This is a genomic window from Paenibacillus sp. FSL K6-2393 (assembly GCF_038002545.1).
In the GTDB taxonomy this organism is placed as follows: domain Bacteria; phylum Bacillota; class Bacilli; order Paenibacillales; family Paenibacillaceae; genus Paenibacillus.
The window spans coordinates 2888691-2906804 of sequence record NZ_JBBOCU010000001.1 but is presented as its reverse complement, the minus strand read 5'-3'; the positions used below and the strand labels follow the sequence as shown (position 1 = coordinate 2906804).

The following is an 18114-nucleotide window of genomic DNA, read 5'->3' as shown; positions in this document are numbered from 1 at the left end:
TTACCATAAGCTTCTTTGTGTCAGTCTGCGTGAGATGGCATTTACGGAGAACACCAGGATCAGACCGATCAGCGATTCGAACAAGCCAATTGCGGTAGCATAACTGAAGTTACTGGATTCCAATCCGACCCGATAAAGGTAAGTGGAGATCACATCAGATGTCTCGTAGATCAACGGGTTGTACAAGAGTAAGATTTTTTCAAATCCAACAGCCAGGAAATTACCCATGTTCAAAATCAATAACGTCACAATCGTTGGCAAGATCCCTGGTATTGTTACATGAATCGTTTGCTTCCACCGATTGGCACCATCGATACGCGCAGCTTCATACAAAGAATCATCAATGGTTGTCAGTGCAGCCAGATACAGAATTGCTCCCCAACCCATACCCTGCCATACCTCAGAAGTGATATAGATTGTTCTGAACCATTCAGCCCGCTGCATAAAAGGAATATTGTCTCCGGTAAAGAAAGCCACCAGCCCATTAATGGAACCATTCACTGCTGTCAGCTGCAGGATCATACCCGCAACGATAACGATGGACAGAAAATGAGGCAAATATGACGCGGTCTGTACAAACTTTTTGAATCGTTTACTCTTCACTTCGTTAAGCATCAAGGCAAAAATGATTGGAACCGGGAATGTAAAGAGTAACGCAAGTCCGCCTAACATCAGCGTATTACCGAATACTCTCCAGAAGGTAGGGTCCTCAATAAACATTTTGAAGTACCTTAATCCAACCCACGTTTCTCCAAATATACTTCCCCCGGGAACAAAACGTCTGAACGCAATCACATTACCAATCATCGGCCCATATTTAAAAATAAGGAGATAGATGATGGGAAGGATTAATAGTGAATACAGCTGCCAGTCTTTGCGGAACAAAGTTGCTGCCGTTCGTAATCTGCTCTCTTTACGTAAAGATGTCATGGTTAACGTTGTTTTAGCGGTTTCCGACTCCATGTGTTTTCACTCCGATCCAGGACTTGATAAGTAAGAGTAATTCATGTACAACTCCCATCGTTTCTCCTCTTGTAGAAGACAACCAATCCTTCAACTTCACCCCCACTACGAAATAGATAAATGCCAAATGTAAGCGATATCAATTTGATGTATTATGTAAAATCACACAATCCAAGGTGCTTCACATCATTAATTAGCACTTACTAAGTGGTGTGATCTCCAAATCGAAATAAGCTTTTTCAAAATATTAAGCGCTTACAATCAATAGAAAATAATTAGCAATAACTCCCTGCTTCCATTTTAATGAAGTAAGTCAAAAAGAAATTGCTTTAGGACAATCTAAATACTAGTCATACTAGTATGTTAGTTATATTCTAATCCAGCTTCCCCCTAATTTCAATAACTTTTAGTAAAAAAAATGGAGATCTCTTTTAACAAGGTAATTTAGTCAACAAGCTCAAATAAAAAAACATTGGTAACTTCAAGAACGACATCATCGTTCATAGAAGCTTCCAATGTCTCAGGGTGCTGAGGAAAGATGTTATAGCTGATCTGCTTAGAAATTAGCAATAAGCTGATTTAATTCCGATAAATGCGTTATTTCATGGTCTGGCGCATACGTTTCATTGTTGGTCTTATGCTCACGGTTAATCCATACGGATTGGATGCCAGATGATAAAGCACCACGAATATCAGTCGTTAACTTGTCTCCAACCATCATGCTCTCTTCGGGTTTAACACCCAGTTTATTCAAAGCATGTTCAAATATCGACGGATCTGGTTTTCCTTTTCCGAAGTTACCCGAGATAATAATCTCATCAAAGAAAGGAGTCAATTCAGGTACACCATCCAACTTCTCTTGTTGCAAAGCAGGACAACCGTTCGTTAACAACAACAGTTTGTACTTTCCTTGTAACTGGCGCAAGGTGTCCATCGTTTCTTCGTATACATGAGGTCTGGATCTCCGTTCTACTCCAAACTGCGCGGCCAACTGTTCAGCAAGATCTTCCCGATCTATACTCAACTTCAACAAGCCACGACGCCAGGATTCTTTACGGTAAACTGGAGCAAGTTGTTCCAACTGACGGAACTCAGGTTGATCCCCACCAGTAAAGTTCGCCCATAGGCCTTCAAACGGATTGATTCCAATCATTTTGGTAAAAGGAAAGGTTTCATATGATTCATACAGTCCACGTGCCTCATTACGAACAGCTTCTTCAAGTTCTTCTGGTTTGACCCCAGTCTCTTGCGCTGCAATTAGACAAGTCTCATGAAAAGCTTCTCGAACACTACGCTCATCCCACAATAAAGTATCATCTAGGTCGAACAAAATCGCTTTTAACGCCATTCCGATCATCTACCCCTTTATGCAATAATTACTTTTCGACGGTTTCCACGGTGATCTGGTGTGCTTTTGCAAACTTCAGCAAACGTTCTGCAATCGCATCTGTATCGTAACGGTTCAATAACTTGGTGAACACCCATCTTTTCCCGCGACTGTTATGTTCGATAACAACTGTACCTGGTTCAATTCTGAATTTGACAATATCGTCAACCCCGATTGAACGTTCACGATTACCCTTCGTCGTGATAATCCGATTACTGCTAATCTTGATGTATGGACGGCGAAGCATGAAGATGACTGCCAAAAATACGTAAAGCAGCATCGTCACCCAGTCCCAGGTTGTCATCGGAGCTTGCACAAGGAACGTGCTCATAAACAGATACAAAAAGGCGAGACCGATCAAAAATATAGGGAACAACAGGCTGCGCCCCTTAAAGACTTCTTCACCTGGTGTACCTGTGATTGGTTGACCACTTTTTTTGCGTTGCTGATTTAACTGCTTGGAATTTTTCTTAACCGTTCTCTCGAACGAACGCGACATGAGAATCCCCCTTATGTGTCTTTGTATCGGCTTACATAATTGCAAACCAACATTTCCCCCTATAAATTGCACACTCAAAATAACAGGAAGAAACCTAAATATCATAATGATATCATTAGGTTTCGTTAGTGTTTGAGTTTGCCTTGGTGGCCTTTGTCATTCTCATCATCAACAATCTCAATGGTATCCAGTTGTTGTCTGAAATTGCTGCGAATATTGCTCAAATAAATCTCTCTTAGCTCGGCACGTTCAGCAAGTTCTTCCTCCGACAATCCAGTGGACTTTTGCTTACGAGCCAATTCGTTAATGCGTGCTACCAGACTATCTATATCCAAGCTTGTCCCCTCCAAAAATACAAAGTCATATTAACTTTGCCATTATAAAGGCAGCTTGTCAAGCTGACACGCGTTAACACTCATTGATGTGCATTTTATTCTGCAAATTGCGGTAGAGCTAGTACTTGTCCCACTTGGATGGAAGTTGTATGAAGTTGATTCACTTTCTTAATTGCTTCTATATAAATACGTGTATCCATATTCGTCGGTTTATGTTCCAAAGAAATACTCCATAATGTTTCCCCTTGTGAAATAGCTATCTTTCCTCCAGGCAGAACATCATTCTCATTGCCAGCAAATACAGTTAAAACGGTGCTACATCCAATAAATATAATCAAAGAGGTAATGGCTACCTTTAACATCCATGAAGAAATCTTGAAACGCGCTAAAACATTCTTGTAGTTCCCTATTTTAGTCTTCACCAGTTCCGAATTCATTGGTTCATAAATGCTTTGATAAGTAGAATATCTCATTAAATACCCGCCTCCAAACGTTTGTTCCTATCTGTTGAAATCAATATAACACGAACACTTGTTTTGTTCAATAGATTTTTAGAACAATTGTTCGCTTCTTTTTTGAAGGAGAAATTTCTTAATTGAAGTTCTTTTGCAAAGCATTTGCAGTATTATGCTCTGCCTTTTGGACAAATTCGGTTCTAAAAGTTAAAAAACACTGATTTAATGCCATTTTATTTAGAACTTATGTTTGTACGAACGGAGGTTCTATGTTATAATTTTCCCAAACGTTACTAAAATGGGGTTGATACGGTATGTCGAAGATATCCAGCAGGCAGCAGGCTATTCTGGAGTTTATACGAAATGAAGTCCGGTTGAAGGGGTATCCTCCTTCCGTACGGGAAATTGGTGAAGCGGTTGGACTGGCTTCCAGCTCAACAGTACATGGACATTTGGATCGTTTGGAGAAAAAAGGTTTGATCCGACGCGACCCTACCAAGCCAAGAGCCATTGAGCTTTTGAGCCAGGAAGAATCTGAGCATTCTCATCAATTTGCTCATAGCGTTGCACGTATTCCTGTCGTTGGTAAGGTTACAGCAGGGGTTCCAATCACTGCAACTGAGAACATTGAAGACTACTTCCCTCTTCCTACACATTATGTAGGCGAACAGAAAGTGTTTATGCTTTCAGTAGTCGGAGATAGTATGGTGGAAGCTGGAATCGTTAACGGAGATTATGTTATTGTCCGTCAACAGCAAACTGCTGATAACGGTGATATCGTCGTTGCAATGACTGAAGACGATGAAGCTACAGTGAAAACGTTCTATAAAGAAAAAGATCATATTCGCCTTCAACCGGAGAATGCGACCTTCGAACCTTTACGTTTGAAACATGTTAGTATTCTGGGTAAAGTCATTGGCCTTTTCCGAGATATTCATTAATATTTAACTTGAGTAACAAAACTAGATGTAATGAAATACGAAAGAGGTTGTCCTGATCAACAGGACAACCTCTTTTTTTCATGTTTATGTTATTTTAGCGGCTAATTATTCACTGCGTTTCAGAACACTCTTGTGATGCGAGAACACATCAAAGCTCTGTTGTCCGTGATATGAGCCCATACCGCTCTCTCCTACACCACCAAACGGGAGATAGTGTGAAGTCATATGAGAAAGTGTGTCATTAATACATCCCCCACCGAAGGATACTTGATTCAGAACCTGATCCTGCAGTTGCTCATCCTGTGTGAAGAGATATAACGCCAATGGTTTTGGCCGGCGAACAATCTCATCCAGCATAGGATCCAGGTCACTGTACGTAAATACAGGAAGAATCGGACCGAAAATCTCTTCTTGCATGACAGCTGATTCCCAGTTCACATCGCCAAGTACAGTCGGCTCAATGAGCAACTGCTCACGTACAGAACGTCCACCAATCAGCGTTTTGCCATCTGTAAGGAACCCCGACAACCGATCAAAGTTACGCGCATTGACAATGTGCGGGAAATCAGCGTTCTGTAACACATCGTCCCCAAATTTATATTTGATCTCTGCGCCAATCAGATTGATCAATTCATCATGAACTTGTTCATGTACAAGCAAGTAATCCGGAGCAACGCAAGTTTGCCCTGTATTCAGGAACTTACCACGAACAATACGCTGAGCCACCAGCTTCAGATCTGCATCACTATGGACAATAGCAGGACTTTTACCGCCCAACTCAAGAGTTACAGGAGTCAGGTGCTCAGCAGCTGCCTTCATAACAATGCGACCAACACCTGTGCTTCCTGTGAAGAAAATATAATCAAACTTCTCTTTCAACAATACTGTGCTGGCTTCAACTTCCCCTTCCATAACGGCAATATACTCCTGAGGGAATATCTCCTGAATCAGATCATACGTCAGACGAGATACGGCTGGTGTTAATTCAGAAGGCTTGATAACTGCACAGTTACCGGCTGCAATTGCTCCAATCAGTGGACCAAAGGCCAGTTGGAAAGGATAGTTCCAAGGTGCAATTATAAGAGCCACTCCGTATGGTTCAGGGTAAATGGTGCTCACCCCATCCGGCATAGCCGAATTGGTTGGAACTTGTTTGGGTGCAGCCCATTCCTGCAGATGTTCTAATGCAAAATCCAGTTCACCCAGAACAATGCGAATCTCGGAACCGTAAGCTTCCGCCTCAGATTTGTTCAAATCTGCCCGAAGTGCATCTTGAATCCGTTGCTGATACTTTTCAATTCCTTTTCTAAGCTGTTGAAGAGCATTAATTCGATACTCGATATTTTTAGTTTGTCCTGTATAAAAAAATGTACGTTGTTCTGTCACTAGTTGTTTTGCTTGATCCATATTAACATCTCCAATTAATTATTTAAAATTAAATTGCTCAAAATTTAATTAAAGTATACCTCTTCTATATGAAACTTTCAACATACAAATGAAACATCCATTTGTATATATTGGAATGATGGTTTGAATTTTAAAAGAGTGAATGTTAGTATTCCTTTCTATTTCGTGGCTATCAGAATTTCTAAGGAAGTTTGATTTAAATCTTTTGTTTCAGACAGTTTAATGCACTGTAAGAAAGAATTCTAATTTCAGTTTCTCTTTAATGGGTTACTAGATAATGACAATGGTTTTTGCGCTGTTACTAACATGAATTGATACATTTCTTCAAAATAGAAATGTTTAGTTACCACATATAAAAAACTCCCCTTTCATTAATGAAAAGAGAGCTTTACGATTATATATCGGTGAACGAATACATCATGTTAAAAGTAAGCCATGGTTACAGACAAACATAGGCTTCTTTGGTGACCCTTTTATCTGCTTCCATCTATATAACTCATCATCAGTTATTTTAAGTTTTCCACGCAATCATGTGCCTAGTTTCGTGTTTTTTATGAATTGCCCATACCTTGATTTGATGGTAATCAACAGGCTCTATTCTTAAACATCCCGGGTTTGCACACTTTCCACCAGTCTCACTAAGAAGTTTTTTTGTTTATCTAGATAGGTTTTTCCTTCTTTATGCAACTCCCTAGGATAATTCGCGTAATAATTACACTATCCTGTCCGTTATCTTAAAACTATTTTTAAGTCTAATTCCGCTGGGCTACACTTAATTGGAAAGAAAACATAATACCTTTTTCACCAAACTTGATTTATAGTCTTAATTGCTACGTTTGGAATCTTTTTAATCGCATTCTTTACAGGTATACTGCCCGGTTTTATACCAGCCTTCAAAATATCTGTAGCAGCTTGTCTGGTAAGACACGAAAAAACCAACGTTTTAACTTCATCATCTTTTGGATTATAACCACGCATGTGAGCAATGGCAGCTATCACTCGTATTTGCACGTACATTAATCAGCTGGTTTAGCTACTGGAAGAGTGACAACACCACCTACGCCAGTTAGAAACCTGCTTGTTACTCCTTTAATGTTTTGCCAACGGATTAAAGCATCAATTGCTTTATCGGTTGAGCTTTGCTTTTTCGTAAGACCACTCTATCAATTTATTTAGTTTCTGCTAAGTAGTTAAATATTTATCTAATCGGTAATCGAAAAATGAACTTGTACGAATAAAACAAAAAAGCCGCTATAATAGCGACTTTAATGGGATATTTTCTATCCGACATAAATAGATTTAATATTCGTTCACTGGACCACAACCAAAAGGTTGGCAAGTCTGGATTGTCGAAGCGGTATCAATAAAACCGGTATAATCATGATATTTGTAATAATGATGGTCTTTCCTGATGAATAAAGTCGCATTAAAATCACTATGCTTAACATCTCTAGTATATGTTTTTGTTACCCAATAGGCTCTGGGTGCATCCTTAGAAAGATAATAACCACCGATGCTTACAAGTATGCCCGCTATTCTACCACCTACAGGTCCTCCTATAAAGGAAGCAAGTATACCTGCTATTGCAGAAGCAGTTGCATATATTATCTCTGTGGAATTTTCTACTTTGCCTTTATATACATAACCGTCTGCTAATGCTTGTGGCGAGAAACTGAGATCTTCGTGAATAGGTTTTATTTCGTTTGTAGCATAATTCACTTCGCCAGTTTGAAGATTTTCATACTTTACTTTAGTCTCATCAACTTTTGTAATTTTTAACTCATCTTTACCATTTAAATCTGTTGCAATATAATAGCTGTCATATTGAATTAATGTAGAACCGTCTTTAAAAGTGATGGAATTATCGGTTGTACTTTCGACTAGTTCTAAAAGGCTATTTTCCACTTGAAGTGCTGGTAAAGAATTTGCCTGATCTTGAGCGAATGCTGGAATTGAGATAGATGTAGAAAGCATGACTCCGGCTAAAAATGTTTTAGCAATTTTCATTGTTTGTATCATTTTAGTCCTCCATTCAATTCTAATCTTTCTTTTTTCTAAAAAAATCGAATTTGATTACGTAATCAAACAAAGATGTAATCACAATAGCCCCAATTGGAATAAACAAATAAACCCAGAACGGATTATTTGGAGCTTCACCAGGCGGAGAATCTGTTAAAATAAAGTAAAGAACAATGCAATAGATTATAGCCAATACAATACCTGTTATGTTTCTATTTTTCATAGTTGCTCTCACCTCTTGTTCACAGAATCAAGTATTGTATTTCCAACTCAAAAATATTATAACATAAATTTGGTAAAATTTCTCTTATATACCTTAAAGTTTTTAAATAATATTTATGATGATAGCTTTAACCAGTATAATCCCCTTTGCTCAACAGCTATTTTCAGTACTATATTTCGTTTTTTTAATATCTGACTCCCTATCTCAGCGTTTCAGTTGCTATATAATAATATGTAACTTCTCATGCGCTAGGATACTAAATGATATTTTCAGTTAAACGCACAATGATTAGACACATCTCTATTCCGACACTTGGTACAAGGTACAAGTTCTGGTCTCGAACTAAGGACATGAACTATAAAGCTAAAGTATGGTCAAATTCTCTGAAATAGGGTAGAATTGTTATAGTTACTTTCTCAGCGATAAAACAAATGTAGTAGACTAAACATAACTTTCGGAGCCAAATATGACTCCTGCACAAACGAGCCTTATATACAAAGGCTCGTTTTTTGATGTATCTTGTAAAATATCTTTTCTGTTACTAATTCGAAGATTTTCCTTTTTACATCTTTCAACAACAACATTTTACTGCTCTGTTCGATACTTTGATTAACTTGCGCTTACACCGCTGTAAGGCGGTTTTACATACACAAAAAAAGAACTAACGTTCTATACAGTACCCGTTCTCTCGACATGTGCCATCATCTCTTATCAGAAGTTTTCCCATCATTCCTACAGCTACCCATTCTGGACGCTCCAACCGAGAAACGTAAGTCTGTAAAGGATCATACTGAGGATTGATTAATGCTGTTTTCAACGTGTGTGATGGGACTGTAACCTCCCCGTTTCCATCTTTTCATGGACGCTCTCCTCATTTCATTTAGTGTATCTGAGGTGGCTTCGAGTGTCCAATTGGATTAGGAGGCTTTAAAGATATAAAAGGGGTTCTTAATAAATACATTATGCTAATTCTGCAGAATATGAAGTTTAAAGCTTCACATAATCAATGGTTTGATGCAGCTCTGCCTTCTCCATACTTCCAAAAACATTAAAATCTCTGAGGAACTCATCGAACTTATCCCTCAAATCGCTGACCAAGGAGCACTTCGAAGCTCCCCCTCCAGCTTTGTTGTTAACTTTACCGCATACGTACTCTCCGTATAGGACGGATGCTTTCCATATAAAAGCTCGATCTTCCATAATGCCTCAACCGTATTTGGCATCTCGCTGACCTGAACATCCGGCGCAAACCATCAAGCCCCTAGAAAAGAAAAAAGACGACCCACCAATTCGAGTCGCCTTCATTCCAACTCAATGCCAGTTTAAAAAATCACGAAACGACCCAAACAGCTCCGTCAAAATATACCCCCAAAATGAAGGGGGAACTAGAGAAGCTGAAGAACAACTGGATCGGACAAACTTCATGAATAAGTATAAATCTTTATAATAAACAGAAAAGTTTCAGCGCTAAGTACACAAGTAGATCTTATATAAACTCGAAGTCATAGCTCACGTTTTTAAAACTAGATGATACGAACAAACACTCTAAACAGCGACCTATTGTAAATCATCACCATAAGATATCATTATTTTAGCCCGGTATCGGTTAGTATTAATCCACATTTACAGGCTCGATCACTTCGAATAAAAATGGATTACCATTTAAATATTCTCTTATGTATGCTTGGGCATACTTTTGTTCATCGATTAAACTGGTTGTTTCTCTTGGATCAGAGGAGTGATGGCAGGAGTTCTCGATCATGAACATGACAAAAAAACATTCCAGATCCCGAATATAGTCCGTTTCCAACTTCCTAATACTCTCATAACCTTGGATAAGCATCCATCGATGCTTTGGCCAAAGCTCCAATATGGTGCCTGCCATATCGTAGAGATAATATCCGTACCCACATCTTCCAAAATCAATCGGATAGGGTTGATTATCCTCAAATACCATATTACCGGTATGTAAATCAGCATGAATGAGTCCATAGTTATGTTCACTTGGATGCATCGTGGTAAGTTGGGATACAACCTTCTCAGCTGCATCTTGATACAGCTTCCATCCCTCTTCGGATAAAAAACGCTCATAGTAACGTTCCAACTTAGCCATTTCACGTTTAAAACTTTCTACTCCCCAAGTAGGTCTTACAAAATCAGAAGGTGGATTGAAATCCTTTGCTGCTTCATGGAGCCTGCTCATCAATACACCCATATTATATGCTTGACTATCTGTAAATTCACCTGCTGCTTTTTCACCCTCTATCCATCGCATCATCGTTATATAAGGGCGCCTATATCCTGTCTCTGTTTCGATCTCCAATACATAAATACCATCACAATTTGCCATCCCTTCTGGTACTTTTAGATCTTTCGATTTGTTCAGTGCTTGTAACAGTAGGAGTTCCGAACGAATTTCCTCTCTGCTTAATCGGTCCGAATGAATGCGAAGTAAATAATTGTTATCTGTACTGGTTTCAATTTTATACGTGATCGTATCGCCGGATAGTTGAATAAACTGGATGTTATCCCATTCTAAGTCATACTTTCGAATTGCAGATAAAGCGACTTTCCTTGCTCTGATTAATAACGCCCGCCGTTCTTCATCAGTATCAAATCTAAAAAAATCATTCATTTGTTATCCCCCTGCAGTTTTTATGAAGTAAATCAACTACTTCTCTTATATGTTATTATAACGATAGTAAAAGCTTGAAAATATGTAATAAACAATTTAAACTATACTATACACAAAAAAGTCACATTGGAATTTCTTCCAATGCGACTTTTGTTAAGCTATTATTTTGTATAAACGATCTTTTTAATAGTATCGCTTGAAAGGCAAAATCGATCTGAAAGTTTCTCGATAGTGTCACCATCGAGAAACTTTCGCCGGATTTCATCATTTCTAAGATTATAATTTTTCTGCTGCCTGAATTTTCACCCCAATTTTTTACGCAAACCTTTTGATTTAGGGACGTAAACCAATTCACCGTTCATATACTTTTGTATTTCATTTAGTAATTCTTCCGGAAAGATGATGTCGGCATTTACATATCTCATGATAGCCGCTCCTTAAAATAGTTGAATTTTAAGGTAACAAAGTCTACACTATAACAATTATCACTATCCAGATTTAAGCGGTTACATATTATTAGCTCTATACAAACAACCGCCGTTGTTCATAAAATAGACTTTGCATAGAACATATCTCGAACATTGTCATAGTGTCTCTCCTTCCTAAATAACATTCAAACTAAAATATGTCTTCATCGGAAATAGAATGCTATCTCAATAGTAACATATTACTCCAAGTGGGCGAAGTGTCAACACTATACAATTAAGTCGTTTGAGCTAAACTGTCATATCTCATCTATTCCTTACGAACCATCAATATTAGACACTCCACATGTATCGAGTACGTGAATACTTTAAGCTCCTTCCTGCAAACTCAGCGTTGCCGATGCGATATCCAGTTCAATTCTCTGCTTTATCACTAGCGATGATATGGTTCACCGCAGTTTAATCTTAAACTAAACTGCCCGCTAGCTTAATGAATTAGAGCAGTGACAAGTAGTTAAATACTTATCTAATCGGTAATCAGATCATTTCCTTGTCCTTTTCGGCAATCGGTACAATTTCTGGTCTCGAGCTTTAAAGCTAAAGTATGGTCAAATCCTGTGAAATAGGGTAGAATTGTTTTAGTTACTTTTCCGCAAGAAACTTCTGCACTAATCCAAACATAGTTATTGGAGCCAAATATGACTCCTGCACAAACGAGCCTTAGTTACCGAAGGCTCGTTTTTTGATGATTTTTTTTAAAATATCTTTTTCCGACTCTTATTCGAAGTTCTTCCTTTTTCATCTTTCAACAAAAACATTTCACTGCTCGCCTCAAATTGATTAACTTGCGCTTGCATCGCCGTGAGGCGATTTTACATACACATAAAAAGAACTAACGTTCTAGTAGGAGGAATGAAATTGGCAATTTTTAAGAAATTAAAAAGCGGCTGGAGGTATCGGTTAAAGTACACCGATCCGTTCACTCAACAACAAAAGGAGAAATCCGAGGCTGGCTTTCGAACTAAACCAGAGGCTGAACTAGCTGCTGCTGAATTTTTAAGGCAGCTAAAGCAAGGGTTCGAACAGACGGACATTCCTTTGGTCGATTACATTCGTAATTGGATTGATAATTACAAAAAAGGTGTTGTAAGAAAGAACACAATCAAACTACATGATAACAATCTTAACACCCATATCAAACCTTATTTTAAGCGTCTGATGCTCCAGGATTTAAAACCAGATATGTATCAAGTCTTTTTGGACTCTCTATTTAAAAAGGGACTCAGTAAACGAACGGTCGAGATCATTAACTCAACAGTATACTCAGCCATAGAGCATGCATTGATTCAAGGGAAAATATTACGCAATCCATGTAAAGGTTCAATTATTAAAGGAGAGCACAAAAAGAAGACGATCCAATTCATTGATTCAGAGGACATTCCCAAATTTCTTCATACGGCTCGAGGTGACGCGTACATTTATTGGATTTTCTTCAAAGTGCTCATTGAAACGGGTTTACGAAAAGGTGAAGCTGCCGCTCTCAGGTGGTCGGATATCAATTTCAAAGAAAAGACGATCCGCGTGGATGAAACACTCGATTTTCAAGCCGGAGACGAGGACGAACTTTTCGGAGATACAAAAACGCGAAATTCTACCCGCACAATTAGTGTAAGTAACGGAATTATTAATGATTTAAGATATCATGCTTCATGGCAGAATCAAAATAAGATCAATTTAGGAGAGTCAATGTACAGACACGATTTGAACCTAGTCTTGTGCAAAAACGACGGTAGTCCGATGCCTAAATCTAGTCTCTTTAATGCTTCGAAGAGGATTTTGAGAAAGGCTGGTTTGAGTGAGGAATTAACAATTCACTCCTTGAGACATACCTATGCCGTGGTCATGCTTGAAGCTGGGGCAGACATAAAATTTGTACAAGAGCAACTTGGGCATGGCAGTGTGCAAATTACATCCGATGTGTATGCTCATATTTCTAAAAAGCTAGAGAAGCGGAACATTGATAAATATGAAGAGTACACTTCCCGTATTTTTGGATCAGAAAATCAAAAACCGGGGGACATTTGGGGGACGCAACCTCAATAGAAGTGCAATCTCCTCAAAACGTCCCCCGGCTAGATACTTCAAAACCCCGTAGTTACAAGGTTTTTTCAATTAGTACAAAGTAATATATTGATCGCGTTCCCATTGGTGGACTTGTGTTCTATACATATCCCACTCAATTTCTTTCAGCTCATAGAAGTGAGCCAAGGCATGGTCGCCGAGAGCGTCACAGATGACTTCGCTGCGGATCAATTCATTCAAAGCTTCTTTCAAGTCAGCTGGCAAGCTTGGAATACCTTCTTCCACACGCTCTTCTTCTGACATGATGTAGATGTTACGGTCAATTGGAGCTGGTAAGGAAAGCTCACGTTTGATTCCGTCCAGACCTGCTTTCAACAAAACAGCCAAAGCTAGGTAAGGGTTAGCAGCCGGATCCGGGTTACGAACTTCAACACGTGTACTCAGACCACGGGAAGCTGGAATACGAATCATTGGGCTACGGTTACTAGCAGACCATGCTACATAACAAGGTGCTTCATAACCTGGTACAAGACGTTTGTATGAGTTCACAGTTGGGTTAGTAATTGCTGCAAACGCACGCGCGTGCTTCAGAGTTCCAGCCATGAAGTGACGAGCAGTTTTGCTCAGACCCAACTCGTCCGACTCATCAACAAATGCGTTCTCATTGCCTTTGAACAAGGATTGGTTACAGTGCATACCGGATCCGTTCATACCAAACAGCGGTTTCGGCATGAATGTAGCATGTAAACCATGCTGACGTGCAATCGTTTTAACAACGAGTTTGAACGTTTGGATCTGGTCAGCAGCTTTCAGAGCATCAGCATATTTGAAGTCGATCTCATGCTGACCTGGAGCTACCTCATGGTGGGAAGCTTCGATCTCAAAGCCCATTTCTTCAAGTGTGATAACGATGTCACGACGACAGTTTTCACCAAGATCCGTAGGCGCAAGGTCGAAATAACCACCTTGGTCATTCAGTTCGTTAGTTGGGTTTCCTTTTTCGTCAGTTTTGAACAAGAAGAACTCTGGTTCAGGACCAACGTTGAAGGAAGTGAATCCCATATCTTGGGCTTCCTTCAGGTTTCGTTTCAAGATGCCACGTGGATCTCCTGGGAACGGATTACCATCCGGAAGATATACGTCGCAAATCAGGCGTGCAACACGGTTCTCTGCAACCCATGGGAAAATAAGCCAAGAATCTAGATCTGGATAGAGGTACATGTCGGACTCTTCAATACGTACATAACCTTCAATGGAAGATCCATCAAACATCATTTTGTTATCCAGAGCCTTAGTCAACTGACTCACAGGAATCTCAACGTTTTTGATAGCTCCAAGCAAATCAGTAAATTGCAATCGAATGAATCGTACGTTTTCTTCTTTCGAAATGCGGAGAATGTCTTCTTTTGTATAACTCACTATAACCTCTCCCTTTCTTATCTGCGTATTTGGCTTGCCTGTTATATTTGTACATTAGAAAGTTCCACGGGTCAAGGAGTCTCACACCAAAAGTGCATGTTTTCCCCTCACTCGCCAAGTTATACGAATTTACTTTTTATTAAAGAATCGGGAAAGCTCTCCCTGAATGAGAGATACTTGTCCAGGTCTCTTACCTGATACAAGCTGCTGCTTCAGCAAGCGGTGCAACTGCGTATCGGACAACTCTCTGCGTTTAACTTCAGTGTCTGGCGTGATAACTGTAGCTTCCTCGGATTCTTTCGAAACAGGATTCATCACTTGTTTGATCCCCGCGATGTTAACTCCTTTTTCAATCAAAGCCTTGATCTCTAGCAATCTCTCTACGTCATTAAAAGAGAATAAACGTTGATTACCTGACGTTCTCGCAGGAACGATCAAGCTGTGCTGCTCATAATAACGAATCTGACGTGCAGACAGATCCGTAAGTTTCATTACAATACCAATCGGGAATAAGGCCATATTTCTGCGAATTTCATCACCCATGTTCATCAACCTTCCAGTCATCTATTCTTCACCCTATTGTACATTTAGTTATTACCAAGTGTCAATGACGTGTTAGATAAACTCACAATAATTTACGATCTTTCATAGTCTGTAACGCCATCAAAACGCCATATTTGACATGAGAGTACGTTAATCCGCCTTGCATATACCCGATATACGGCTCCCGAATAGGCGCGTCGGCTGATAATTCCAGACTTCCACCCTGAATGAACGTACCTGCCGCCATAATGACAGGGTGCTCATAACCAGGCATATCCCAAGGTTCAGGAACCACATGACTATCCACAGCTGCTGCACGCTGAATCCCCTGCACGAAGGCGATCAGATGCTCAGCAGAGCTAAACTGAACAGCCTGGATCAGATCTGTGCGAGCTTCATTCCAGGCGGGTTTGGTTACAAATCCAGATTCAGCAAACATCGCAGCAGCAAACGTACTTCCTTTGATAGCTTGTCCTACAATTGTCGGTGCCATGTAAAGTCCTTGGTAGATGCCACGTGTTGTCCCCAGCATCGCTCCCACCTCTCCCCCGATTCCAGGGGCTGTTAGACGATAAGCTGCCAGATGTACGTATTGTTCCTTCCCGCATATGTATCCACCGGTTTCCGCAATGCCTCCACCAGGATTCTTGATCAGTGATCCGGCCATCAGATCAACTCCGACTTCTGTCGGTTCACGTTCCTCTGTGAATTCACCGTAACAATTATCTACGAATACGATGACATCCTCCTTCAGCGCTTTAACACGCGTAACCATGTCAGCGATCTCAGCAACGCAGAAGGAGGAGCGCCAGTCATAACCACGTGAACGTTGAATCCCAATAACTTTTGTAGCCGGTGTAATGCTTTTTTCAACTGCTGCCCAGTCCACTCCACCTTCATCAGTTAAGGCCGTCTCACGGTAACCGATGCCAAAATCGCGTAATGAACCTGTACCATCACCGGGTTTGCCAATAACTTTATGCAATGTGTCGTAAGGCTTACCCGTGATGTACAATAATTCGTCACCTGGACGCAAAACTCCAAAGAGAGCTGTACTAATCGTATGAGTACCTGAAGCAAAATGAGGACGCACCAGCGCGGCTTCCGCGCCGAAAACATCAGCATATACTTCATCAAGCACTTCACGCCCACGATCGTTATAGGCATAACCTGTTGAACCTGCAAAGTGAAAATCACTTACTTTTCGCTGTTGGAAAGCATTAATCACCTTCCATTGATTGTGATCTGTGATCCGATCAATCTGTTGCAGTTGTCCTTCAATCTGACGCTCCACTTGACGTTGAAGTTCAGATATTTCTGAATCAAAGCTTACCATCTTACTTCATTCCCCTTCATAGCACGAATCTGACGTTGAATATCCATTATCGTGTAACTTATCACATCAATGTGTCATGAATATTACAATTCAATGAATTCTTCAAGCATATAACCAAATTTCTCATATTCACCTTTTTGCAATTCAACTTCATAAATTACATCATTCTCTTCAAAGCTGGTATCCACTACATCACCAATTTTGTAGAGTACCGACGTAAGATCACCACGTTCTGCCGGAATACGGAAGCGTTTCGTATCACCTGTCAGCTCTGTCTGAATTAATTCACGGATTTTAAGCAGATCCTCAGAGTCTAATGCGCTTACCTTAATATGACCTTTATCCAATGGAAGCATCTCAAGCTGCTCTGGTGTGCACGCATCTTTTTTGTTATACAGGACTAACTGCGGCTTGTCCCCTGAACCAAGTTCTTGCAGAATCGTATTAACCGTCCGCATCTGATCTTCACGCATAGCTGATGAGGCGTCCACAACATGCAGGATCAGGTCTGCTTCATTCACTTCCTCCAGCGTTGCCCGGAATGCTGCAATCAGATCATGCGGGAGATTTTGAATAAAACCAACCGTATCGGTAAGTACGATCTCTTTCCCACTTGGAAGTTCCATCGTACGTGATGTTGGATCCAGAGTAGCGAACAGCTGATCTTGAATATACACATCTGCAGCCGTCAACTGTTTGAGCAAGGTTGATTTTCCAGCATTGGTATAACCAACGAGGGCCACCTGAACAATACCTGTCTTTTTGCGGCGTTCACGATGCAACTTGCGATGACGAGTCAATTCTTCCAGATGACGCTTCAGATCATCGATACGACCACGGATGTGACGGCGGTCTGTCTCCAACTTGCTTTCACCTGGGCCTCTTGTTCCGATTCCGCCCCCGAGTCTGGACAGGTTCTTGCCATGACCCGACAAACGTGGCAGCAAGTAGCTATGTTGAGCCAATTCCACTTGAATAATACCTTCTCTAGTGTTGGCACGTTGTGCAAAGATGTCCAAAATCAATTGGGTACGGTCAATAATTTTGAGATCGAGGGTTTCTTCCAGGTTACGAACCTGTGCACCTGACAATTCCTGATCAAAAATAGCTGTAGTTGCTCCGAGTTCCTCTGCAATCGCACGAAGCTCTTCCACCTTACCTTTACCAATGAACCATTTGGTATCACGTTTTTCCCTGTTCTGGGAAAGTACACTTAGCACTTCCACTCCAGCTGTCTCGGCAAGTTTCACCAGTTCCTCTAAAGAGTACTCAGGGTTGATACCTGTACGTTTTACATCATCCGTAACAAGACTCACCAAGACGGCGCGATCTTTTTTGACCATATCTGTATCATGTGTGCCATTTGTCATGTATATGTTCACTCCCTCTAATTACTATTCTGTTGATATTCATTACCACGAATATGCCATGGCATGCCTTAAGCC

General features: G+C 40.2%; 16 protein-coding genes and 2 pseudogenes. 2 read left to right on the top strand and 16 right to left on the bottom strand.

Translation table 11 applies throughout. The annotated features are described in order from the left end of the window. From MHI14_RS12845 to MHI14_RS12825, 5 genes are all read right to left on the bottom strand, one after another. Window positions 1–930 (bottom strand): ABC transporter permease, encoded by a 930-nt coding sequence (locus MHI14_RS12845; protein ID WP_371129062.1) that lies wholly within the window; start codon window positions 928–930, stop codon window positions 1–3. 589 nt (window positions 931–1519) lie between these two features. Next, window positions 1520–2311 (bottom strand): HAD family hydrolase, encoded by a 792-nt coding sequence (locus tag MHI14_RS12840; protein ID WP_341130426.1) that lies wholly within the window; start codon window positions 2309–2311, stop codon window positions 1520–1522. A gap of 28 nt (window positions 2312–2339) precedes the next feature. Next, entirely contained in the window at window positions 2340–2849 is a 510-nt protein-coding gene (locus tag MHI14_RS12835; RefSeq protein WP_017688037.1) for a hypothetical protein, read from the bottom strand. 125 nt (window positions 2850–2974) lie between these two features. Continuing rightward, window positions 2975–3184: a DUF896 domain-containing protein gene (locus MHI14_RS12830; RefSeq protein ID WP_017688036.1), complete on the bottom strand. Its 210-nt coding sequence runs from the start codon at window positions 3182–3184 to the stop codon at window positions 2975–2977. Between the two features lie 95 nt (window positions 3185–3279). Then, window positions 3280–3657, bottom strand: a complete 378-nt coding sequence (locus MHI14_RS12825; protein ID WP_341130425.1) for a LysM peptidoglycan-binding domain-containing protein — start codon at window positions 3655–3657, stop codon at window positions 3280–3282. A gap of 296 nt (window positions 3658–3953) precedes the next feature. Here MHI14_RS12825 and lexA point away from each other — a divergent pair, with 296 nt between their 5' ends. Beyond that, window positions 3954–4580: a transcriptional repressor LexA gene (lexA, locus tag MHI14_RS12820; RefSeq protein ID WP_017688034.1), complete on the top strand. Its 627-nt coding sequence runs from the start codon at window positions 3954–3956 to the stop codon at window positions 4578–4580. A gap of 105 nt (window positions 4581–4685) precedes the next feature. Here lexA and MHI14_RS12815 read toward each other — a convergent pair whose 3' ends face one another. The 7 genes and pseudogenes from MHI14_RS12815 to MHI14_RS31115 all read right to left on the bottom strand — a co-directional run bounded on the left by MHI14_RS12815 (window position 4686) and on the right by MHI14_RS31115 (window position 11289). Next, window positions 4686–5987, bottom strand: a complete 1302-nt coding sequence (locus tag MHI14_RS12815) for an aldehyde dehydrogenase (protein ID WP_341130424.1) — start codon at window positions 5985–5987, stop codon at window positions 4686–4688. 801 nt (window positions 5988–6788) lie between these two features. Continuing rightward, entirely contained in the window at window positions 6789–6965 is a 177-nt protein-coding gene (locus MHI14_RS12810) for a hypothetical protein (protein ID WP_341130423.1), read from the bottom strand. A 321-nt stretch (window positions 6966–7286) separates the two neighbouring features. Next, window positions 7287–7994, bottom strand: a complete 708-nt coding sequence (locus tag MHI14_RS12805; RefSeq protein WP_341130422.1) for an adenosine deaminase — start codon at window positions 7992–7994, stop codon at window positions 7287–7289. An 896-nt stretch (window positions 7995–8890) separates the two neighbouring features. Continuing rightward, window positions 8891–9058: pseudogene (locus tag MHI14_RS12800) on the bottom strand (peptidase G2 autoproteolytic cleavage domain-containing protein); the annotation flags it as partial. 253 nt (window positions 9059–9311) lie between these two features. Beyond that, on the bottom strand, window positions 9312–9452 hold the full coding sequence (locus tag MHI14_RS12795) for a hypothetical protein (RefSeq protein ID WP_341130421.1): 141 nt from the start codon (window positions 9450–9452) through the stop codon (window positions 9312–9314). Between the two features lie 389 nt (window positions 9453–9841). Continuing rightward, window positions 9842–10864, bottom strand: a complete 1023-nt coding sequence (locus tag MHI14_RS12790; RefSeq protein WP_249910813.1) for a phosphotransferase enzyme family protein — start codon at window positions 10862–10864, stop codon at window positions 9842–9844. 161 nt (window positions 10865–11025) lie between these two features. Continuing rightward, window positions 11026–11289 (bottom strand): annotated as a pseudogene (locus tag MHI14_RS31115) (CD3324 family protein). 918 nt (window positions 11290–12207) lie between these two features. Here MHI14_RS31115 and MHI14_RS12785 point away from each other — a divergent pair. Continuing rightward, window positions 12208–13392, top strand: a complete 1185-nt coding sequence (locus MHI14_RS12785) for a tyrosine-type recombinase/integrase (RefSeq protein WP_341131698.1) — start codon at window positions 12208–12210, stop codon at window positions 13390–13392. Window positions 13393–13461: 69 nt separating this feature from the next. Here MHI14_RS12785 and glnA read toward each other — a convergent pair whose 3' ends face one another. The 4 genes from glnA to hflX form a co-directional block, all read right to left on the bottom strand. Then, complete coding sequence (gene glnA, locus MHI14_RS12780; RefSeq protein ID WP_091029299.1) at window positions 13462–14790, bottom strand: type I glutamate--ammonia ligase; 1329 nt, start codon at window positions 14788–14790, stop codon at window positions 13462–13464. Window positions 14791–14919: 129 nt separating this feature from the next. Further along, entirely contained in the window at window positions 14920–15333 is a 414-nt protein-coding gene (locus MHI14_RS12775) for a MerR family transcriptional regulator (protein WP_056689944.1), read from the bottom strand. An 82-nt stretch (window positions 15334–15415) separates the two neighbouring features. Continuing rightward, window positions 15416–16669 (bottom strand): methionine gamma-lyase family protein, encoded by a 1254-nt coding sequence (locus MHI14_RS12770; RefSeq protein WP_091029295.1) that lies wholly within the window; start codon window positions 16667–16669, stop codon window positions 15416–15418. A gap of 83 nt (window positions 16670–16752) precedes the next feature. Next, window positions 16753–18039: a GTPase HflX gene (gene hflX, locus MHI14_RS12765; protein WP_076331536.1), complete on the bottom strand. Its 1287-nt coding sequence runs from the start codon at window positions 18037–18039 to the stop codon at window positions 16753–16755. Between the last annotated feature and the right edge of the window lie 75 nt (window positions 18040–18114).